The organism is Pseudomonas sp. MWU15-20650, from assembly GCF_023242475.1.
GTDB lineage: Bacteria > Pseudomonadota > Gammaproteobacteria > Pseudomonadales > Pseudomonadaceae > Aquipseudomonas.
The window spans coordinates 41,187-61,530 of the sequence record NZ_JALJFG010000032.1; the positions used below are offsets into that span (position 1 = coordinate 41,187).

The window sequence follows — 20,344 nt, forward strand, 5'->3', positions numbered from 1 at the left end:
TTTGGGGGCGCTACGCCCCAACGCGGGCGGTGCGACGATTCGACAAGCCCGCTCGCCACAGGGGAATATGACGGCCTTCAAAAGTTGTGTAGAAACCTCTGTCCATCGAGGGCAAGCCCCTCCCACATCCCCCCGCCAAATTGCTCCTCACTCAATCCAAAATGAAGCTTTCATGACAAAAGTTCGGTAGCCCGCACCCACTCCCGTCTTGCCTATGTAACGCGCTGGAGGCGATCAAAAGTCCCCTCCAAAGCCGTCAGCAGGACGCCAGGAGTGGGGCACATGGGAACTATGGAACGTTACTCGAAAGTCGGCATGCAGGAGCTCGATCAGCGCCTGTCGAAGATCGTCGAAGCCGCGCGCAAGAAGCCGGTTTCGGTGTACCGCTACGGGGCGCCGTGGGTGTGGATCGTCTCCCAGGACGATTGGCAGGGCGCCTTGAAGGAAGTCTCCAGCTACATCCCCGCCGGCCATTCGCTGGTGTTGCTGCGCCCGCAGATCGACGACGTGCTCGACCAGCATCGCGATGTGTTCCAGGCCGAGCCGGGCATGCTGATCGCACCGCAGACCGTGGTGCACATCCTGCTGCTGCAGTTGCTGTATTCGGTGCCCAGCGAACAGCAACTGCACGAGCAGCTCAATTACAACTTGCTGTTCCGCTGGTTCGTGGGCCTGGACCTGAACCAGAAAGTCTGGGGTATCCAGGTCCTGCAACGCGACATCGCCACGCTGCTGAACAACCCGCGTGCGGTGCAACTTATCCAGAAAATCATCGGTGAAGTGTTTTGTGGCGCCTTGCTGCACATGCCGGAGTTCTCCTTGAACTTCGCCTTGCTGCATACCTGGCTGGCCCGGCACAGCCATCTGTCGACTATCAGCAATTGAGCAGGCCGAACGCCGTGCAATCGGTGAAGGCGCAAAATTTTCGGAAATCAGGGGGCGGTGTGGAGCATCTGTTCAAGTCAACGCTGGCGCTGTGCTGCTTGACGCTTGGGGCTGTGGTTCAGCCGGTGCTGGCCGACGAGGCCGCAGCGGTGCGTCGGGTGGACGTCAACGAGTACTTCGTGCGTGGTAACACCGTGCTCGATGCACCGACCATCGAAGAGGCGGTGTACCCGTTCCTGGGCCCGCAAAAGACCCTGGACGATATCGAAGGCGCCCGCGACGCGCTGCAGAAGATCTACCAGGCCCGGGGCTATCAATCGGTGTTTGTCGAGTTGCCGGAGCAGAAGGTCGATGACGGCATCGTCTACCTGCAAGTCAGCGAAACCAAGGTCGGCCGCGTGCGGGTGGTGGGTGCCAAGCATTACTCGCCGGTGGAGATCCGCGAAGAAGTGCCGGCGCTGAAGGAAGGTGCGGTGCCGGACTTTGCCAGCGTGCAGACTCAGCTCGCCGGGCTCAACAAAGGCGTGGGGCGGCAGGTCACGCCGCTGGTACGCGAAGGCCAGCGCCCGGGCACCATGGACGTCGACCTGCAAGTGGAAGACCAGAACCCCTGGCACGCCAGCCTCGGCCTGAACAACGACTACAGTGCCGACACCGAGGAGCTGCGCTCGGTCGCGACCGTGGGGTACGACAACCTCTGGCAACTGGGCCACAGCATTTCCCTGACCTACTTCACGGCGCCCCAGGACAGCTCGAATGCCAAGGTCTGGTCCGGCGCCTACAGCGCGCCGTTGGATGAGCGCTGGACCTTGCAGTTCTCCGGCTACCAGTCCGACAGCAATATCGCGACCCTTGGTGGCAGCAACGTTTTGGGCAAAGGCCATTCCTATGGCGTGTCGGCGATCTACAACCTGCCGGCCGACGGCAACTGGGCCAACTCGTTCTCGTTCGGGATCGACTTCAAGGACTTCGACGAGCAACTGAAGCTCGGCACCAGCAACGATCAGGTGCCGCTCAAGTACGCACCGTTCACCTTTGGCTACAACGGCTATCGCTACACCGAGCGCTCCCAGTTGGGGCTGGGCTTGAACCTGGTGGTCGGCACTCGCGCATTGTTTGGCTATGGCAGCAACGCTGCCGAGTTCGAATACAAACGTTACAAGGCCAGCCCCAGCTTCGCCGTGCTCAAGGGCGATGGGACCTACACCTACACCTTCGCCAACGACTGGCAGTCGGCAACCAAGGCCGGCTTCCAGTTGGCCTCGGGACCACTGGTTTCCAACGAGCAGTATTCCGCCGGCGGCGCCACCTCGGTACGCGGTTACCTGGCGGCCGAGCGCACGGGCGATGAGGGGGTGCTGTTGTCGCAGGAGTTGCGCACGCCGTCCCTGGCCAAGTTCCTCGGCAGTTATGTGCAGGAGTGGCGCTTCTATGCGTTCGCCGAAGGTGCGCGCTTGCGCCTGCGTGATCCGCTGCCGGAACAAGAAGACGAATACAGCCTGGCCAGCGTCGGCCTGGGCACCCGCGCCAGTTTAAGCAAATGGTTATCCGGCAGCCTGGATTGGGGCTACCCGCTGCTCGATGGACCGAACACCCAGAAACAGGACTCGCGGCTGCACTTCAGTGTGCAGGCGACGTTCTGACCCATTCTTTGCGGAGACTTCACCCATGCAACGCCTATTTCTGAGCCTGTTGATCTGCCTGGGCTTCACGCTTCCGGCCACCGCCCACGCCTGGTGGCAGGACGATTGGCACTACCGCAAGCAAATTACCGTGGACACCACGGCCCAAGGCGCCGCGATCAACCAGGCCCTGGGTCGCACCGCGCTGTTGGTGCGCCTGCACACCGGCAACTTCACCTTTGACGGGGTCAAGGATGACGGTGCCGATCTGCGCTTTGTGAGCGCCGACGACAAGACCGTGTTCAACCACCAGATCGAAAGCTTCGACCCGCTGATGGGCATGGCGCTGATCTGGGTCGATGTGCCCAAGGTCGAAGGTGGCCAGCGCCAGGACATCTGGATGTACTACGGCAACCAGAAGGCGGCGGCCACGGCTAACGGCCAGTTGACGTTCGATCCGAACTACACCGCGCTGTACCACTTTGACGGTGCCAACGGCACGCCGCCCCGGGACACCACGGCCTATGCCAACACTGCGCTGAACGCCACGGGCGCCGCCATCGACGGTGTGATCGGCCGCGCCTTGCAGTTCAGCGGCCAGGCACTGATGCTGCCGGCCAGCCCATCGCTGCAACACGCCGCCGGCGGCGCGTTCACCTTCAGCGCCTGGCTGCGCCTGGACCAGGCCAGTGGCGAGCAAGTGCTGCTGGCGCGTCGCGACGCTGGCCATAGCCTGCTGTTGGGCGCGAACCAGGGCGTGCCGTTTGTGGAGGTGGAGGGGCAACGCGCGGTTTCGACCCAACCGTTGAACCCGGGCCAATGGCAGCACCTGGCACTCACTGCCGAGGGCGAAAAAGTCGCGCTCTACGTCAATGGCCGTGAAACGGCGAGCCTGGCGGTGGCGCTGCCGGCGTTCAATTCGCAACTGGCTATCGGTGCCGATTTGCCGGAGGCGGCCAGCGGTCACCTGCCGTTCGCCGGGGCGCTCGATGAGGTGCGCCTGTCCAAAGTGGCCCGCCCGGCCGCGCTGTTGCTGGCCGATGCCAGCGCCCAGGGTGCCGAATCGAAACTGGTGGCCTATGGCGTGGACGAAGAGCAGTCAGGCTTCGGCTTTGGCAGCCTGGGCTTCCTGCTCAAGGCGGTGCCGGTGGATGCCTGGGTGATCATCCTGGTGCTGGTGGCGATGATGGTTCAGTCGTGGTTCATCATGCTGCGCAAGAACCGCATGGTCGGTCGCGTGAGTGCGGCCAACGAGATTTTTCGCGGCGAGTTTGCCCAGATCGGCACGCGCCTGGAGATGTACTACGACGACGCGGTGTTGGCCGAGCGCCTCACCCATTCTTCGCTGTGGCGCCTGTACCGCGTGGCGATCAAGGAGATCCGCACGCGCCGCGCCCAGGGTGCCGACACTTCGTCGGTCTCGGCGGCGACCATCGAAGCCATCCGCTGCTCCATGGACGGCGTGCGCACCCGTGAAAACCAGGCGCTCAGTGCCAAATTGTCGACCTTGTCCAACGCCATCGCCGGCGGCCCGTATATCGGCCTGCTCGGCACGGTACTGGGGATCATGGTGGTGTTCCTCGGCACCGCCATGGCCGGTGACGTGAACATCAACGCCATCGCCCCGGGTATGGCCGCAGCCTTGCTGGCCACGGCCATGGGCCTGTTCGTCGCGATCCCTGCGCTGTTCGGCTACAACCGCCTGGTGACGCGCAACAAGGAAGTCAGCGCGGATATGCGCGTGTTTGTCGACGAGTTCATTACGCGCCTGGCGGAGATGCATGGCGAGAGCCAGTCCAGCGAAGCGGCGCACCGGCGCGGCCAACATGCGCCGGTATCGGCCTGAGGAGAATCGCCATGGCTAGCGTAAACGCCTCCCACGACGATGACGAAGATGCCGCCGTCGATAGCATCAACATTACGCCCCTGGTGGACGTGCTGATGGTGGTGCTGGTGATGTTCATCCTCACCGCCACCGCCCAGGTCTCGGGCATCCAGATTCATTTGCCCAAGGCCAGTGCCTCGGTGTCGTTGTCCGAGGCCAAGACCAAGGCCATTTCCGTCAACGACGGCGGCCAGGTGTTCCTCGATGCCTACCCGGTCACCCTCGGCGAGCTGGAAGAACGCCTGCGCATCGAGAAAGCCCAGAACCCGGATTTTCCGGTGATCGTGCGCGGTGATGCGTTGGTGCAGTACCAGAAGGTGATCGAAGTGCTCGACTTGCTGCGGCGCCTGGAGCTGTCCCAGGTCGGGCTGGTCACCGGCAAACCGAGCCAGGGCTGAACCATGACCGCACAGATCCCGACGCCGTTGCCTGTGAAACAAAAGCCGCCGTTGCGCCCGTTGAAGTGGGGCGCCGGCCTGCTGCTGGGCGCCGTGGCCGCCTGGTTCTTGTGGCAGTGGGCCAACGACATGAGTGGCGTACGCCGCGAGGCGCCGAAGGTGCCGACCATTATCCCGCTGCCGCCACCGCCGCCGCCACCACCGGAAAAGCCCAAGGAGCCTGAGCCCCAGGTCGAAGAAAAAGTCCCGGAGCCGGTGCCGACTCCCGAGCCGGAAGAGGTCAAGCCGGCGGAGGAAGCGCCGCCGTCACCGGCCGATGACCTGGCCAACCCGATGCAGATCGACGGCGATGCGCAGTCCGGCAACGACGGTTTCAACATCGGTGCGGGCAAGGGCGGCGGCATGGCCGGTTCCGGCGGCGGTGGCTTGGGCACCGGTACTTACAAGCAGTACTTGGCAGGGCTGTTCCAGCGCCTGTTGAGGGAGGACCCGGAGTTACGCAAGAAGGCGTACGCGGTGCAGGCCGATTTGTGGTTGAGCGCCGAGGGCGAGGTGGTGCGGGCCGAGCTGGTGAAGTCCAGCGGCGACGCCGAGACCGACGCGCAAGTGCTCGCGGCATTGCGTGCGCCCCATGCCACACAACGCGTGCCGGCGGCCGTGACGATGCCGGTGCGCCTGTCGCTCAAGGGCCGACGCCCGGATTGATCAAACCCATTCTTTGCAGTTTTCTACAGGAGTTGCGTACACATGATTTCCCCCGTGAATCGACTGACCCTGGCGGTCGGCATGGTCATCGCCACCCTGGTCGGCCAGGCGTCGGCAGCGCCGGTCGCGCCTTCGGAAAACGTCACGATCAACCTGATCCGCCTGTTGGTGCAGCAAGGTGTGCTGACCCAGGACACTGCCAATGGGCTGATCGCCCAGGCCGAAAAGGAAGCCCAGCAGGCACGCCAGGCCAACGCGGCCCCGGTGGTCGCCAGTGGCCCGCCCACCGCGCCTGGCGATGTGCGGGTGCAGTACGTACCGCAAGCGGTGCGTGACCAGATCCGTGACCAAGTGAAAGCCGAAGTGATGTCCACCGCCAAGCAGGAAAACTGGGCCCAGCCCAATACGTTTCCGGATTGGGTCTCGCGCATTACCTTTGACGGCGATATTCGCCTGCGCGACGAGTCGCGTTTTTTCTCGGGCAACAACAGTAATGAAATCGTCGACTACGCCAAGCTCAACGAGAGCGGCCCCTACGACGTCAACAAAGACACCAACACCAAGTTGCCGCCCTTGCTCAACACCACCAAGGACCGGCAAAACCTGTTCCGCCTGCGCGCACGCCTGGGCATGAAGGCCGTGATCTCGCCGGAATGGACGGCCGGCATTCGCCTTGGCACCGGCTCGGACAACAACCCGGTGTCCACTACCCAGACCCTCGGCGGCGGCTTTGGCAAAAAGGACATCTGGCTCGACCAGGGCTACTTGAGCTGGAAAGCCTCTCCCGACCTGACGCTGACGGCGGGGCGCTTCACCAACCCGTTCTATTCCACCGACATCCTGTATTCCCCGGACCTGAACTTCGACGGCATCGCCGCCAACTTCAACCATGCGTTGAACAGCGAGTGGGGCGTGTTCGGCACCCTTGGCGCATTCCCGGTGGAGTACACCTCGGACGCCGCCAGCAGCAACGGTTTCGACAAGGAAGACAGTGACACCAAATGGCTGTTTGGCGGGCAGGTGGGCGCCAACTGGAAGCTCAACCGCAGCAACAGCCTGAAAGGCGCGGTGGCCTACTACCACTTCGACGATATCGAAGGAAAACGCTCCAGCCCGTGCTCGCCATGGGCTGGCCAACCCGCCTGTGACAGCGACGGCTCGCGCCTGGCCTTCATGCAAAAGGGCAACAGCGTGTTCCTGCAGCGTGACATCACGCCCAACCCGGCCACCCCTGGCCTGACCCCGCAACCGCAGTTTGTGGGCCTGGCGTCCAAGTTCGATGTGCTGGACCTGAACCTGACGTGGGACGCCGAGCTGCCCAGCGACTTCAAGCTGCGCACCCAAGGCAACTACATTCACAACCTGGCCTACGACAAGGGCGAAATGCTCAAGCGCAGCGAAGGCCAGATCGTCAACAACATCAACCGTGATGGCCAGTTTGAAAGTGGCGGCAACGCGGCGATGGTGCAGTTCACCCTAGGCAACGCCTTGGAGATGCGCAAGCGTGGCGACTGGAACGTGTTGGCCGGCTACAAGTACATCCAGCCCGATGCCTTGCCCGATGGCTTCAACGACTCTTCGTTTCACCTTGGTGGTACCAACGCCAAGGGCTACTTCATTGGCGGCAACTACGGTATCGACAAGAACATCTACGCCAGTGCCCGTTGGTTGAGCGCCTCTGAAGTGTACGGTGCGCCGTTTGAAGTCGATGTGATGCAACTGGAACTCAACACGCGCTTCTGATGCGCAGGGAGATACCACATGAACATGCGAATAGGCGGGCTGTTGTTAATGCTGATTGCCACCGGGGCCTCGGCCGAAGGTATGGAAGAGCGCTTGCGTACGCAACTGCGCAGCACCACCCAGCAGCTTCAGGCCCTGCAAAGCGAACAGGCCCAGGCCAGCGCCGCGCGCCTTGCCGCGGAGAACCAGGCCAAGCAGGCCCAGGCGCAGATCAAGCAACTGACTGTCGAACTGGAAAAAGCCCGCGGCACCGCCGAGCAACTGGCCGGCCAGCAGCAAAGCCTGCACAGCCAGGCGCAAGCCCAGGTGGCGGCGAGCAATGAGCAGATCGGCACGTTCAAGAAGGCGTATGACGAGCTGCTGGTGCTGGCCAAGGGTAAGGAGACCGAACGCGCTCGCTTGCAGGCGCAATTGACTGAACGTGACACACAAGTGCAGCAATGTTCAGCCAAGAATCAACAGATGTACGGCGTGGCCCAGCAGATCCTCGCCGCCTACGAAAAAATCGATGTGGCCGAGGTGATGAGCATTCGTCAACCCTTTGCCGGTGGCGCGCGGGTCAAATTCGAAGAATTGGCCCAGGGTTTCGGCGATGAGCTATACCTTAATCGGTTTGATGCTCCGCACACCGCCCTGAATCAATGATCAACAAGGAAGAGACCACTATGAGCGATGTTCAACTGATCACCAGCGTCACCCCTCAAAGCCTCACCGAGCTGCTGCAGGAAGCCGGCTACCGCGTTAACCAGACCGAGCAGAACGGCATTGTGCAACTGCTCAGCGCCAGCCAGGGCATCGGCTTTGCCGTGCGTTTCGGCAACCCGACGGCCGAGCAGGGCAGCTACGTGGACTTCACCTACAGCTGCGCGCTGCGGGTGCAGGGCGAGTTGCCCGAAGGGTTGGCCCAGGTGTGGAATGCCTCGCGCCGCTTTGCGCGTTTGTCGTTGCAGGGGGAGTTCCTGCTGATGGAAATGGACGTGGTGGTGGCCGGTGTTGGCGCCACGCACCTGCGCAGCCAACTGGAGTTGTGGGACCGCCTGCTGCAGGAATTTATCGTCTACCTGCGCGACTACAGCCAACAAGCCGCGCAGTTGCAGGCCCAGGCCGCCGCGGAGCCGGTGAGTGAAGAGGCGCCGGTCCTGTGAAAAAACCAACCCTGCTCGTCGGCGCAGGTGCGCTGACCTTGCTGGTCGTGGCGGTAGGGTTGAGTCTGCGACCGGGCACTGGCCCGGTCGCTGCTCAGCAATCCGTGGGCCCGGAACACAGTGGGCCTGCGGTTGCCCGTTTGGGTAACCAACAGATCGACGTGCCTGAACTGCAAAGCGTATTGGCGAGCCTGCCGGCCGAAACCCGTGAGCAGTTGCGTGGCAACCGGGGCGCGCTGGAGACGTGGCTGCGTTCACGCCTGGCGCAAAAAGCCGTGCTCGAACAGGCCGACGCCCAAGGCTGGCGCCAGCGCCCGGAGGTGGAGCGCCAGACTCGCGAGGCTGCCGAGCAGATCGTCTTTCGCGACTACATGCTGTCGGTCAGCCAGGTGCCCGCCGAATACCCCAGCGTCGCCGAACTGCAACAAGCCTACGACAGCGGCAAGGCGCAATGGGTGACGCCGCCACTGTACCGAGTCAGCCAGATTTTCCTCGCGGTGAATGACCCGCAGAACGCCGATGCCGTGCGCCGCCAGGCCCAGGAATTAAGCCGCAAGGCCCAGGCCGCGCCGGCGGATTTTGCCGCGCTGGCCACGCAATACTCCCAGGACCCGGGGACCGCGCAACAGGGCGGCGACTCGGGTCTGCAACCGTTGCAGCAACTGGTGCCAGCGGTGCGTGAGGCCGTGTCGCGCCTCAAGGTCGGCGCCGTGTCGGAGGCGGTGCAAAGCGCAGCGGGGTTCCATGTGCTCAAGCTCACCGCCCAGCAACCGGCGCGCACCGCTACCCTCGATGAACTGCGGGTGCGCTTGACCGACGCCTTGCGCGCCCAGCGGCAGGAACAGATCGCCAAGGCGTACCTGGAAGGCATGCTCAATACGGCGACCTTGAGTATCGACGGCGCCGAGTTGAACAAGGTGCTGGAGTAACGGATTGGCTGCAAAGACCCATAAGACAGGGAGTCACCCATGGCATATCTGGAACCGTCTGGCTCGCAAGGGCCTGTGCCTTACCGCGCGCTAAATGAATCGCGCAGCGCCTGGCTGGCATTGGCTGATGACATTGAACCGGAGGTGGCGCGCTACTTTCTGGTGAGCGCGCGATGCGGGTGCTTCATGCAGGCGGCGCGCAGCTTGAATATCAAGGCGACGCTGTTGCGCAAACGCCTGGCCCAACTGGAAGAACACCTGCGTCATGCGTTGTTCAGCTACCAGGGCAATGGCTTGGTGCTCAGCCGCGACGGCCTGTTGCTGCAAGCGCAGTTGGCGGCCCTGACCCTTGAGCGACACTTGCCGGTGGTAGAGCAACCGCTGATTCGCCTGGCCGTGGCAGAGCCGATCCTGCATGACATCCTCGGTCGCGACTTGATTGCATTGCTGCGACGCAACGCCAGTGTGCGCCTGGAAATCATCTCCATCGACAGCCAGCTGTCGCTGCAAGCGGTGGATGTAGACGTGGTGTTGTGGCTGTCGGACGCCGATGGCCCGGCGCCTGGCCCGAGCTTTGCGACCCAGCCGCCGCGCGCCCTGGCGCGTTTGCAGTACTTGCCGCACATCGCCAAGCGTTATTCGCGCTTGACCACTCGCCCCGACAGCGTCGAAGACCTTGATGACTACATGCTGGTGCAGTGGCAGCCGGACGTGCAGGTCGATGCCTTGCAGCCCTGGAATGACGTCGTGCGCCAGCGCCTGGCCGCAGTGGTGCAGGTGCAAGCTTATTCGCTGATGCTGGAGATGATCCGCTGCGGTGCCTGCATCGGTTTGCTGCCGCACTACATGGGCAGTTTCGACCGGGGGTTGGTGGCGTTGCCAGGCTTGTTGAACCAGAGCATGCAACGCCAGGTGTGGCTGGCGGTGAATGCGCAGGTGCAACAGGCCGAGGCGGTACAGATGATTGTGGACTTGATCGTCAGTACGTTTGAGGGGCGGCGGGAGTGGTTTGATTAGCGCTGCAACACGCTGCGAAAGGTCGCGCTCAAGGCCCGCAAGGTTTCCCGAGAGCGCGCATCGCTGATCCGGCTATGGAGCATCACTTCACTCACCGGCAAGGCGGGCAGACCGTATGCCTGGCTGACGTCCACCGCAGCGGCCGGCGCCACGCGATGGGCGAGGGCGGCCACACCCAACCCGGCACTCACCGCCGCACCGACGGCCATCACGCCACCGCCGACAAAGACTTCGGTCCAATCGATACACGCCTCATCCAATGCCCGCGTCGCCAACTGCCGAACGCCGCAAGGCGCGGCCATGGTCGCCATGGGCAGCGGTGTGCCTGGGGTGTGCTGCCAGGTGGGCGCGGCGAACCAACCAAAGCGCTCCACTGCCAGCACTTCACCGTCCTGGCGCTCGCCTTCATTGCGCACGATGACGGCGTCGAGCTCGTTGCGGTCGAAGGCGGCCATCAGGTCGCGGGAGGAGGCGATACGCACTTCGAGGATCACCAAGGGGTCGTAGGCGTTGATGCGACTGAGCCAGGTGGGCAAGTCGGGGCCGGCGACATGGTCGCTGATGCCAATGACCAGGCGCCGGGGCGCATGGGGGCGCATGTCGCCGAGGGCGCGCTCATGGGCATTGAGCAGGGCGCGGGCGGCCACGATGAACTGCGCACCCTGGGGCGACAACCGTACATGGCGCGGCGTGCGCTCCAGCAGGCGGTAGCCGAGGCGCTCTTCCAGGCGCTTGAGCTTGAGGCTGATGGCGGCCTGGGAGGTGTCGAGGGCTTCGGCGGCGCGGGTAAAACTGGCGAAATCGGCCACCCGTACGAAGGCGTGGACGGTGTCGATATCCAGGGGTTTGAGCGCGTCAGTCATTTCGAATCCTTATCGCACATATAACTGGGCATATCTTGTTGAAATCATCGCCGCTGCGCAAGCTGAAGCCTCATCTTGCACGGGAGCTTTTTCATGTTTGCCAAACAGTATTCACACCGCTTGCCCGCCGACTACGACATGGGCGTGATTCGCCGGCGTGCGGCGCAATTGGGGCCGCAGTGGGATCACACCGAGGGCTTGTTGTTCAAGGCGTTTGTCGCCCAGGAACGTGGGCAGGAGGCGGGGGTGGGTAACCTCTACTCGTCGGTGTACCTGTGGTCAGACCCGCTGCAAGCCGCCGACTTCTTGTTGGGCGAGCGCTTTGACCGGGTGCTCGACAGCTTTGGCCGACCGCATATCGAGAGCTGGCTGCCTCTGGACGTGCAGCGTGGCCCGGCACACGGCGCGTTGAGCCTGTACCGGGAAGAGTGGGCGTTGGCGCCGGGAGCGGATCGGGCCGCGATACTGGCCCAGGAGAAAGCGCGTAATCAGCGTTTGGCCGATAGCCACGACACGTTTGCGGTGCTCTTGGCGCTGGATGTACAGGCGTGGCGCCTGGTGCGGATCACTCTATCGAGCAAGGCGCTGGAGGCGGGGCATCCTGGAGCGGGCTATCAAGTGTTTTACCTGGCCCGTCCCGGGATCTAGCACTGGCATAGGTGTGTGAGGCCGAATACAGTGGCGCGACTGCGCCACCTGTGCGCCAAAGCAGAGTGACATTGCGATGCACGCCACCCGGTTGACGCTCGTCTGCCATGCCCGTACCCAAGCCCAGAAACGCGGGCGTTTTGCCTTGGACGAATCGCTGGACATGGACTGGCAAGCCGCCGTGTTGTCCGAGGTCGGTCGCTTCAAGCGTGCCCCCCGCGTGCTCTGCGGCCCGGAATTGCGCGCGTGGCAGACGGCGTTGATGTTCACCGAGCACCCACAGGTCGAACCGTTATTGCGCGAGTGTGATTTTGGCCGTTGGCAAGGCCAGGCCCTCGACGACATTCAGCAGGCCGAACCCGCGGCATTGAACGACTGGCTGTGCGACAGCCGTGCCGCGCCCCATGGCGGCGAGTCCGTGGGGCAATTGTGCGAACGGGTGGGCCGATGGCTGCATTCCCTCGAACCGTTGCCTGGCCATGTCGTGGCAGTGACCCACCCGTTTGTGATCCGGGCGGCGTTGCTGCACGCCTTGCAATGCGCCCCGGCGATGTTCGGCTCGATTGATATCGAGCCGTTGTCGTCGGTTGAACTGCGGTTCAACGGGCGCTGGCGGTTGCGGCTGGAGGCGTCAATCGGGCGGGGCTGAATGGTCAAGACGATGTACGGCAAAATCACCTGGCGCTACGAGGTGATTTGACCCAGCAGGTCAACGCCATAACATGGCAAAATCCACGCCCCGCATTGAGAGCAACCCATGAAACGCATCCTGATCATCGGCATTGGCGCCGGCAACCCTGACTACATCACGATGCAGGCCGTGAAGGCGCTGAACCGCACGGATGTGTTTTTCCTGATGGACAAGGGCCAGAGCAAGGACAAGCTGATCGACCTGCGCCGTGAGATCTGCCAGACCTACATCACCGAGCCTGGCTACCGGTTTGTCGAGGCCGATTGCCCGGAGCGCGTGCGCGGCGATGTCGACTACACCACCGCCGTGCAGGACCTCAACCGCGACAAGCAGCAGACCTTCGAGCGCATGATCAACGAGGAAATGGCCGACGGTGAAGTGGGGGCTTTCCTGGCGTGGGGTGATCCTGCGTTGTATGACAGCACCATCCGTATCTTGCAGGCGATCCTTGCCAGTGGCCGCTGTGTATTTGAGTTCGAAGTGATCCCCGGTATCACCAGCGTGCAGGCCCTGGCCGCCCAGCATAAGGTGCCGCTGAACCGCATCGGCAAGTCCATCGAGATCACCACCGGGCGCCGTCTGGCGGCGGGGCGGGTGGGTGACGCGGATACCCTGGTGGTGATGCTTGATGCCGAAGATTCCTACCGCACCGTGGCCGACCAGGACCTGGATATCTACTGGGGGGCCTACCTGGGGACACCGGACGAGATCCTGATCAGCGGCAAAGTGGCGCAAGTGGCTGAAGAGATCGAACGGGTGCGCAAGGCCGCGCGGCTGGCCAATGGTTGGATCATGGACACTTATTTGCTGCGCAAACCCTGAGGTCGTTTCCCCATGCTCAAACTGTTTGCCCTGGCGCTCACCCTGATAGCAGGCGCCGCCCATGCCGATTCTACGTTGCACACCGATTTGCCGCTGGCGTACCTGGAGCAGGCCCAGGGCGATGCACGCAACCAACCGCTGGTGATTTTCCTGCATGGGTTCGGCAGTAACGAGGAAGACCTGTTTGGTATCAAGGACGCGTTGCCTTCCACCTGGACTTACCTGTCGGCGCGTGCCCCGTTGCCGGTGGACCCCAACGGCTATCGCTGGTTTGCCAGGAAGCCGGGTGACGGCGATTACGATGGCGAGTCGGCCGACTTGCAAAGCAGCGCCAAGCTGATCAAGGCGTTTGTGACGCAGGCCACGGCCAAGTACCACACCCAAAGCGATCGCGTGTTCCTGGTGGGGTTCAGCCAGGGCGCGATCATGTCTTACGAAGTGGGCTTGCGTCAGCCCGAGTTGCTGCGCGGTATTGCGGCGCTCAGTGGCAGTGTGTTGCCGGTGCTCAAGGCCGAGCTCAAGCCCAATGAGGCGCTGGGTAAACTGGCGATCTTTATCGGCCACGGCACGTTGGACCAGGCGCTACCGTATGTGTCGGCCATGCGGGCGAATGAGGTGTTGCTGGGGCTGGGGCTCAAGCCCGAGTTTCACGGGTATCCGGGGATGCCGCATACGGTGAGCGAGACAGAAGTGCAGGACCTGAAAGCTTGGTTGGAGAAAAGCTTGAAGTAAGCTCGGTCGAAAATGTGGGAGGGGGCTTGCCCCCGATGGCGGTGTACCAGTCAAAGATATTGAGACTGACCCACCGCTATCGGGGCATAGGTAGCTACACAATTACCGTCGAACGCAAAATCTGTGACAAGCCCGCTCGCCACAGGGGAATATGACTGCCTTCAAAGGTTGTGTAGATACCGATGCTCATCGGGAGCAAGCCCCACATGTGATCGTGGTTGTCTATTAAATCGGGTTATTTCCCACCGGTGATTTGCTTCACCAACTCCGCATGCCCTTTCACGTCATCCCCTCGTGAAATCGCCTGGATCACCAGCAAGTGGTTGCCGGAGCCGCCGAGGAAGGTGGAGTTCAAGGTCTTGCCGCCGCCCTGGGTGGCGGTGCTGTCTACCTGGCGCAGGCCGAGGCCCTTGTAGGTGAGTTTCTTCTCGCCCAGCTTCTTGAAGTCGGGCAGGGCAGCGCTCTGGTCCTTGACGAAATCAGCCACGGCGCCGTCGAGGAATTGCGGGTCATTGTCCTTGATCGTTGCGCCATCGTTACGCACGGTTTCGGCGACGATCACTACACTTTTCGTCGTCGAGTTCGCGTACAGGGTGCCTTGGGTGTCGGCGGTGCCATCTTCAGCCTTGCCGGAGGGCAGGGTGTCGGCGCGGTAGGCAGTGGGCAAGTTGAAGGTGAACTTGCCCGCTAAGGTGGAGATCGTCTGTGTGGCCGGCTTGGAGGCGGCGAATACGCTGCCGGCGGCAAGCGCAAGGGCCAGCAGGGCTGCGGTCTTGGTGAAAGTGGCCATGAAGCGCTCCAGGGATGAACGAAATTGCGGCGTATTCTGTCAGAAAATTCGCAATATCGTTCATCCTCGGGCTTACACCTTGTCGGACTCCTCCTCAAGTCTGTCCATCTCAAACAAACGTGCCAGTTCCGTGCGGGCTTCCTGGGCGGTTTGCATGACCTTGGCCGCGTCGTCGTACACCGCGTGTTGGGCGGCGAGCAGTTGCAGGTCGTGGTGTTTGAAACGGTCGATGCGTGCATCGGCCTGGGCCTGGGACAAACCCAGGCCGACCAGGGTGCGGCGGCTCATTTCCAGGCTGGAGTAGAAGGTTTCACGCACCGGTGAGGCGTCCAGGTCCACCAGGCGGTGTACGTGCTGGCGGTTACGCGCGCGGGCGATGATCTTCATGTGCGGGTAGAGGCTGCGCACCAGTGCGGCGGTCTTGATGTTGATCTCCGGGTCGTCCATGGCGATGACGAAAAATTCCGCCTGGTCGACCTTGGCCGCATGCAGGATTTCCGGGCGCTGGGGGTCGCCGTAGAACACCGGCATGCCGCCAAAACTGCGGGTCAGTTCGATGGTTTCCACCGAGGTGTCGAGGGCGATGAACGAGATGTTCTGCGCGCGCAGGATACGCGCCACGATCTGGCCCATGCGGCCCATGCCGGCGATGACCACCCGCGGCGCGTCGCTTTCGATGGCGCGGTATTCCTCGGGCACGTCCACGGGCTTGACCTTGGGCTTGAACAGCTTCGGGCAGATCAACAGCAACAGCGGGGTCACGGCCATGGACAGGGTGATGGTCAGCACCAGCACGTCGTAGAGGTGGGGGTCGAACAAGCCCTGGTCGCGGCCGATCTTGAACACCACGAAGGCGAATTCACCGCCTGCTGCAAGCACCACGCCCAGGCGCAAGGCGCTTTCGCGATTAAGGTCGCCCACCAGGCGGCCGACCGCGTACAGCAGTGGCAGCTTCAAACCGATCAGCAGCAGGGTCAGGCCAATCACCACCAACGGCGTACTGAGTAACAGGCTGAGGTTGGCACCCATGCCCACGCTGATAAAAAACAGCCCCAGCAACAGGCCCTTGAACGGTTCGATCTGGGATTCCAGCTCGTGGCGGTATTCCGAGTCCGCCAGTAGCAGGCCGGCGAGAAAGGCTCCCAGGGCCATGGACACCCCCACCAGCTCCATCAGCCAGGCCGTGCCGATCACCACCAGCAGGGCGGTGGCGGTGGACACTTCGCGCAGGCCGGTCTTGGCGACGATGCGAAACACTGGGCGCAACAGGTAGCGCCCGCCGATGATCACCACGGCAATGCTGCCCAGAATCTGCAGGACGTGCTGCAGGCCCTGGGCGTCGGTCGTCGGATGATCACTGCCGGCCAGCAGCGGCACCATGGCAATCAGCGGGATCGCCGCGATGTCCTGGAACAGCAAGATGGCAAAGGCGAGGCGCCCGTGGGGTTGGTTCAGTTCCTTGCGTTCGGCCAGGCTTTGCAAGCCAAAGGCGGTGGAGGACAGCGCCAGGCCCAAACCCAGCACGATGGCGCTGTTCCACGACTGGCCAAACAGCCACAACGCCACCACGCCCATGACCAGCCCGGTGAGCAACACCTGGGCCAGGCCGACGCCGAACACGGCCTTGCGCATCACCCATAACCGTTTGGGCGACAGCTCCAGGCCGATGATAAACAGCAACAGCACCACACCCAGTTCAGAGAACTGCGCCACGCTTTGCGGGTTGCCGACCAGGCCCAGTACCGATGGACCGATGATCACACCGGCGAACAGGTAGCCCAGCACCGCGCCCAGTTGCAGACGCTTGGCCAAAGGCACGGTCAGCACGGCGGCGAGCAGGAACACCACGGCTGCTTGTAACAGGTTGCCTTCATGGGGCATGGAGAACTCCGGTTCTTTAAAGCGAATCGACAGGGCGCCATTAGAGCGCTTTTTCACATTTTGAAACTTGTGTTTTTGTCGCGCCAGTCAATGAATGTTGGCTGTAAAACCATTTATGAACGGCTTTCGCGAAAGTATTAATACCATTTAATTCAATGACTTTTCCGTGGGTCTACTAACGTTTCGAAAAAATGAATCAGTAGTCATCACGGTCAGCTGTTTCGAATTCGATGCGTGTGGGTATTTGGGTTGAGCTTCTGCGCATTCATGGATGAAAGGCTTGGACCACCAAGGAGTTGAACGTGGAAAGAAGACTTGTTGTGGGCGTTACACCTCGTATTTCTGCGCTTTCTCTTTCGATCCGCTTCGCCGTGGCCGGGCTGGTGATGGGGTTGTCCGGCCCTGAAGCGATGGCCGCGTGTTCGCCCGCCAGCCCCACGGCGGGCGCCACCGTGACCTGTACGGGTGTGCCGTCGCTGCCGCTGTTTCTGAACACCTTCGCCAGTGCCGTCGACGGCTTGACCGTCAACGTCAACAGCGGTGCGCAAATGAACGCCACGCTCGGTGGGCTGGCGCTCAATCTCACTGGTAATAACCTCACATTCAATAACTCGGGCACCATCGACCCGGCGTTCCTGGGCGCGGTGACGTTGTTGAGTGGTGGGTTGTCGCTGGGTAACGCCAGCGCTTCGACGGTGAATATCACCAACACGTTGACCGGGATTATTCGCGGTACTGGCGATGTCTTGGGGTTGAACCTGACCTCCCTCAACGGCATGGCGATGAATGTCGTCAATGGTGCGGGTGGTGTCACGAACATCACTAACAACGGTTCCATCGGCTCGACGTCGCTGCTCAATTTGACGTTGTTTGCCTCTGACACCCCCGTGGTCGCGGTGCAGGGCGGCTCGCAAGTCAACTTCGTCAACAACGGCACCCTGACAGGGCGTGTCGCCTTTGAAACCTCCAGCTCCGGCAACACCTTTACCAATACCGGGGTCATCTCGGGCGGGGTGTCGATGGGGGCCGCAAGCACCAACACCTTCACGGCTGTCACCGGGTCGAGCGTGAGCTCCGGCGGTGGTGTCGGGCTCAGCCTGGGTGGCCTGATCGGTGTGAACCTGACCTTTGCGCCCACCGGGCAAGTGGACGGTGGGGCGGGTGGCAATAACTCGCTGATCCTGCAAAACACCATCGGTGTCGGCGGCGGTACCAGTGGTGCCGGCACGGCTTCCAGCGCCAGTTACATCAACTTCAACAACCTCGCGATCAACAGCGGTACCTGGACCCTGCAAGGCCCGCTGGTGTCCGGTGCCACCACCCTCAATGGCGGTGTGGCGCTGTTCAATAACGCGGCAACCTTTGGTAGCGGTGTACTGACCTCCAACGGCGGGATTATCCAGGCCAGCAATGCCGGCGTGACCCTCAGCAATTTGGTTGCGCTGGGCAGCGGCGGCCTTACTGTCCAGGGCGCCAACGGCATGACCTTGGGTGGGGTGATTTCCGGCAGTGGCGGTTTGACCAAGGCCGGCACTGGCCAGCTGTCCCTGAGCGGGGCCAACACCTACGCCGGCAATACCACCCTCAACGGCGGGTCGGTGCAATTGCTCAATAACCAGGCCTTCAGCACCGGTGCGGTCACCTTCGGCGGGACGACGACGCTGTCGGCACCGGGGACGATCAGTCTCAATAACCTGATTACCCTCAACGGTGGCATGGGCATCAGTGGCAACGGCGGCCTGACCCTGGCAGGCGCGATCAATGGCGCCGGAGGTATCAATAAAAACGGTGGTGGCATCCTGACGCTCAACGGTATCAATGCCGGGTATAGCGGCACGACCAACTTGAATACCGGTGGCCTGATCCTGGGCAACGGTAATGCGCTGGGTTCGGGGGCACTGACCGTCAATGGCGGGACGACACTGGACAGCAGCAGCGCAATTACCTTGAACAACAACGTGGGCCTGAACGCCAACCTGACCACCGTCGGCAGCAATAACCTGACCCTGGCCGGCACGTTGTCGGGGGGTGGCGGTATCGTCAAGAACGGCACCAGCACCTTGACGGTCAGTGGCAACAACGCCCAGAGCGGGGCGACCACCTTGGCCGCCGGCACCTTGCTGGTGGGCAACAACAACGCATTGGGCACGGGTGCCCTGAACACCTCCGCAGGCACCACGCTGGACGCGACCACCGCCGTCAGCTTGACCAACGCCGTCGGCCTGACCGGCGCCCTGACCCTGGGTGGCAGCCAAGCATTGGGCTTGAACGGTGTCATCTCCGGCGCGGGTAGCTTGATCAAGAACGGTACGGCTGCCTTGAACCTCAGTGGCGCTAACACCTACACCGGCAATACCAGCCTCAATGCCGGTTCGCTGACCCTCGGTAACAATAGCGCCCTGGGCAACGGCGGCACATTGAGCACGGCCGATAACACCACGCTGGATGCCAGCAGCGCAGTCAGTGTCAACAATGGGATTAACCTGACCGGCAACCTGAATATTGCCGGTACCAATGACCTCGGTGTGTCCGGTGTGATTGGCGGCTCGGGCGGCCTGACCAAGAACGGTACGGCGGCTCTGATTCTGAGTGGGGCCAACACCTTCCTGGCCGGCACCGTTCTCAATGGCGGCACGTTGAACGTCGGCAATGACCTAGCGCTGGGCAGCGGTGCGCTGAGCGTGTCCGGTGCATCGACGCTGGATAACAGCCCCGGTGTGACCCTGGCCAATGCCATCAACCTGGGGGCCGACCTGACGCTGGCAGGGACCAGCCCGTTGACCCTGAGTGGTGCGATCGATGGTGCCTCGGCGCTGATCAAAAATGGTACTTCCAGCCTGGTGCTCAACGGTGCGAATACCTTCCAGGGCGGCACGACATTGAATGCCGGCAGCCTGACGCTGGGTAACGCCACTGCGCTGGGCACGGGCACCCTGACCGTGGCGGGTGCGGGCAGCTTGAACAACAATGCCGCGCTGGCGGTCAACAACACGATCACCCTCAATGCCAACCTGACTGCAGGCGGCGCCAACCCGCTGACGCTCGGTGGTGTGATCAGTGGGGCCGCCGGCTTGATCAAAACCGGCCTATCGAACCTCACGCTCAGTGGCGCCAACACCTACTCCGGGCCCACCACGCTGAGCGCCGGTTCATTGACTGTCGGTTCCAATACAGCCTTGGGCTCTGGCTTATTGAACGCTTCAGGGGGTACCACACTGGACGCCAGTACGGGCGTTGCCCTGGGCAATGCCATCAACCTGGGTGGTAACCTGACGCTCGGTGGCAGCAATGCCCTGACGCTCAATGGCAATGTGAATGGCATCGGTGGCCTGACCAAAAACGGTGCGGCCGACCTGACCCTCAATGGCAATAACGGTTTCCTGGGCAACACGGCGCTCACCGCCGGTACGCTGGTGGTCGGCTCCAATACCGCGCTGGGCAATGGCGGTTCTTTGAACACGGCAGCCAATACCACGTTGGATGCCAACACCGCCGTCAGCCTGAATAACCTGCTCAATGTGGGCGGGGCCTTGAATATCGGCGGCAGCGCCGACCTGACCTTGACCGGACTGGTCAATGGCATCATCG

17 protein-coding genes and 1 pseudogene are annotated in these 20,344 nt (G+C 62.5%); 15 read left to right on the forward strand and 3 right to left on the reverse strand.

Annotated elements, in window-relative coordinates; translation table 11 throughout:
- Positions 1-291: 291 nt before the first annotated feature.
- Genes M5B43_RS21015 through M5B43_RS21060 form a run of 10 tightly spaced genes read left to right on the forward strand, consistent with a single transcriptional unit; the run spans position 292 to position 10,329 of the window.
- Positions 292-885: a transposase gene (locus M5B43_RS21015; protein ID WP_248751936.1), complete on the forward strand. Its 594-nt coding sequence runs from the start codon at positions 292-294 to the stop codon at positions 883-885.
- 59 nt (positions 886-944) lie between these two features.
- Positions 945-2,528, forward strand: coding sequence for a ShlB/FhaC/HecB family hemolysin secretion/activation protein (locus M5B43_RS21020; RefSeq protein WP_248751915.1), 1,584 nt, complete (start codon positions 945-947; stop codon positions 2,526-2,528).
- 25 nt (positions 2,529-2,553) lie between these two features.
- Positions 2,554-4,353: a MotA/TolQ/ExbB proton channel family protein gene (locus M5B43_RS21025; RefSeq protein ID WP_248751916.1), complete on the forward strand. Its 1,800-nt coding sequence runs from the start codon at positions 2,554-2,556 to the stop codon at positions 4,351-4,353.
- Positions 4,354-4,364: 11 nt separating this feature from the next.
- Entirely contained in the window at positions 4,365-4,790 is a 426-nt protein-coding gene (locus tag M5B43_RS21030; protein ID WP_248751917.1) for a biopolymer transporter ExbD, read from the forward strand.
- 3 nt (positions 4,791-4,793) lie between these two features.
- Positions 4,794-5,495 carry an energy transducer TonB gene (locus tag M5B43_RS21035; RefSeq protein WP_248751918.1) on the forward strand — a complete coding sequence of 234 codons (702 nt, stop codon included), beginning with the start codon at positions 4,794-4,796 and terminating at the stop codon, positions 5,493-5,495.
- Positions 5,496-5,537: 42 nt separating this feature from the next.
- Complete coding sequence (locus M5B43_RS21040; RefSeq protein WP_248751919.1) at positions 5,538-7,238, forward strand: putative porin; 1,701 nt, start codon at positions 5,538-5,540, stop codon at positions 7,236-7,238.
- A gap of 18 nt (positions 7,239-7,256) precedes the next feature.
- Complete coding sequence (locus M5B43_RS21045) at positions 7,257-7,883, forward strand: DNA repair protein (RefSeq protein WP_248751920.1); 627 nt, start codon at positions 7,257-7,259, stop codon at positions 7,881-7,883.
- Between the two features lie 20 nt (positions 7,884-7,903).
- Entirely contained in the window at positions 7,904-8,383 is a 480-nt protein-coding gene (locus M5B43_RS21050) for a YbjN domain-containing protein (RefSeq protein WP_248751921.1), read from the forward strand.
- Positions 8,380-9,312, forward strand: coding sequence for a peptidylprolyl isomerase (locus M5B43_RS21055; RefSeq protein ID WP_248751922.1), 933 nt, complete (start codon positions 8,380-8,382; stop codon positions 9,310-9,312). The genes M5B43_RS21050 and M5B43_RS21055 overlap by 4 nt, the downstream gene beginning before the upstream one ends.
- Positions 9,313-9,351: 39 nt before the next feature.
- The gene (locus M5B43_RS21060; protein ID WP_248751923.1) at positions 9,352-10,329 is read left to right on the forward strand and encodes a LysR family transcriptional regulator; all 978 of its coding nucleotides are present in this window, start codon (positions 9,352-9,354) and stop codon (positions 10,327-10,329) included.
- Here M5B43_RS21060 and M5B43_RS21065 read toward each other — a convergent pair.
- On the reverse strand, positions 10,326-11,192 hold the full coding sequence (locus M5B43_RS21065) for a LysR family transcriptional regulator (RefSeq protein ID WP_248751924.1): 867 nt from the start codon (positions 11,190-11,192) through the stop codon (positions 10,326-10,328). The genes M5B43_RS21060 and M5B43_RS21065 overlap by 4 nt on opposite strands.
- A gap of 93 nt (positions 11,193-11,285) precedes the next feature.
- Here M5B43_RS21065 and M5B43_RS21070 point away from each other — a divergent pair, with 93 nt between their 5' ends.
- The 4 genes from M5B43_RS21070 (at position 11,286) to M5B43_RS21085 (ending at position 14,085) form a co-directional block, all read left to right on the forward strand.
- Positions 11,286-11,840, forward strand: coding sequence for a DUF4865 family protein (locus M5B43_RS21070; RefSeq protein WP_248751925.1), 555 nt, complete (start codon positions 11,286-11,288; stop codon positions 11,838-11,840).
- A 76-nt stretch (positions 11,841-11,916) separates the two neighbouring features.
- A complete protein-coding gene (locus M5B43_RS21075; protein ID WP_248751926.1) occupies positions 11,917-12,489 on the forward strand; it encodes a histidine phosphatase family protein in 573 nt (190 codons plus the stop codon).
- A gap of 108 nt (positions 12,490-12,597) precedes the next feature.
- Entirely contained in the window at positions 12,598-13,353 is a 756-nt protein-coding gene (gene cobF, locus M5B43_RS21080) for a precorrin-6A synthase (deacetylating) (protein ID WP_248751927.1), read from the forward strand.
- Positions 13,354-13,365: 12 nt separating this feature from the next.
- A complete protein-coding gene (locus M5B43_RS21085) occupies positions 13,366-14,085 on the forward strand; it encodes a phospholipase (RefSeq protein ID WP_248751928.1) in 720 nt (239 codons plus the stop codon).
- A 235-nt stretch (positions 14,086-14,320) separates the two neighbouring features.
- Here the strand turns inward: M5B43_RS21085 and M5B43_RS21090 are convergent, their stop codons facing one another.
- Both M5B43_RS21090 and M5B43_RS21095 read right to left on the reverse strand, forming a co-directional pair.
- Positions 14,321-14,875, reverse strand: coding sequence for a hypothetical protein (locus M5B43_RS21090; RefSeq protein ID WP_248751929.1), 555 nt, complete (start codon positions 14,873-14,875; stop codon positions 14,321-14,323).
- Between the two features lie 72 nt (positions 14,876-14,947).
- The gene (locus M5B43_RS21095) at positions 14,948-16,756 is read right to left on the reverse strand and encodes a monovalent cation:proton antiporter-2 (CPA2) family protein (RefSeq protein ID WP_248751937.1); all 1,809 of its coding nucleotides are present in this window, start codon (positions 16,754-16,756) and stop codon (positions 14,948-14,950) included.
- Positions 16,757-17,142: 386 nt separating this feature from the next.
- Between M5B43_RS21095 and M5B43_RS27360 the strand changes: the two are divergent.
- Positions 17,143-20,337: pseudogene (locus M5B43_RS27360) on the forward strand (autotransporter-associated beta strand repeat-containing protein); the annotation flags it as partial.
- Positions 20,338-20,344 lie beyond the last annotated feature (7 nt).

Coding starts and splice junctions, on each gene's coding strand:
- M5B43_RS21015 (WP_248751936.1), top strand. CDS start 292: ATGGAACGTTACTCGAAAGTCGGCATGCAGGAGCTCGATCAGCGCCTG.
- M5B43_RS21025 (WP_248751916.1), top strand. CDS start 2,554: ATGCAACGCCTATTTCTGAGCCTGTTGATCTGCCTGGGCTTCACGCTT.
- M5B43_RS21030 (WP_248751917.1), top strand. CDS start 4,365: ATGGCTAGCGTAAACGCCTCCCACGACGATGACGAAGATGCCGCCGTC.
- M5B43_RS21035 (WP_248751918.1), top strand. CDS start 4,794: ATGACCGCACAGATCCCGACGCCGTTGCCTGTGAAACAAAAGCCGCCG.
- M5B43_RS21040 (WP_248751919.1), top strand. CDS start 5,538: ATGATTTCCCCCGTGAATCGACTGACCCTGGCGGTCGGCATGGTCATC.
- M5B43_RS21045 (WP_248751920.1), top strand. CDS start 7,257: ATGAACATGCGAATAGGCGGGCTGTTGTTAATGCTGATTGCCACCGGG.
- M5B43_RS21050 (WP_248751921.1), top strand. CDS start 7,904: ATGAGCGATGTTCAACTGATCACCAGCGTCACCCCTCAAAGCCTCACC.
- M5B43_RS21060 (WP_248751923.1), top strand. CDS start 9,352: ATGGCATATCTGGAACCGTCTGGCTCGCAAGGGCCTGTGCCTTACCGC.
- M5B43_RS21065 (WP_248751924.1), bottom strand. CDS start 11,192: ATGACTGACGCGCTCAAACCCCTGGATATCGACACCGTCCACGCCTTC.
- M5B43_RS21070 (WP_248751925.1), top strand. CDS start 11,286: ATGTTTGCCAAACAGTATTCACACCGCTTGCCCGCCGACTACGACATG.
- M5B43_RS21075 (WP_248751926.1), top strand. CDS start 11,917: ATGCACGCCACCCGGTTGACGCTCGTCTGCCATGCCCGTACCCAAGCC.
- cobF (WP_248751927.1), top strand. CDS start 12,598: ATGAAACGCATCCTGATCATCGGCATTGGCGCCGGCAACCCTGACTAC.
- M5B43_RS21085 (WP_248751928.1), top strand. CDS start 13,366: ATGCTCAAACTGTTTGCCCTGGCGCTCACCCTGATAGCAGGCGCCGCC.
- M5B43_RS21090 (WP_248751929.1), bottom strand. CDS start 14,875: ATGGCCACTTTCACCAAGACCGCAGCCCTGCTGGCCCTTGCGCTTGCC.
- M5B43_RS21095 (WP_248751937.1), bottom strand. CDS start 16,756: ATGCCCCATGAAGGCAACCTGTTACAAGCAGCCGTGGTGTTCCTGCTC.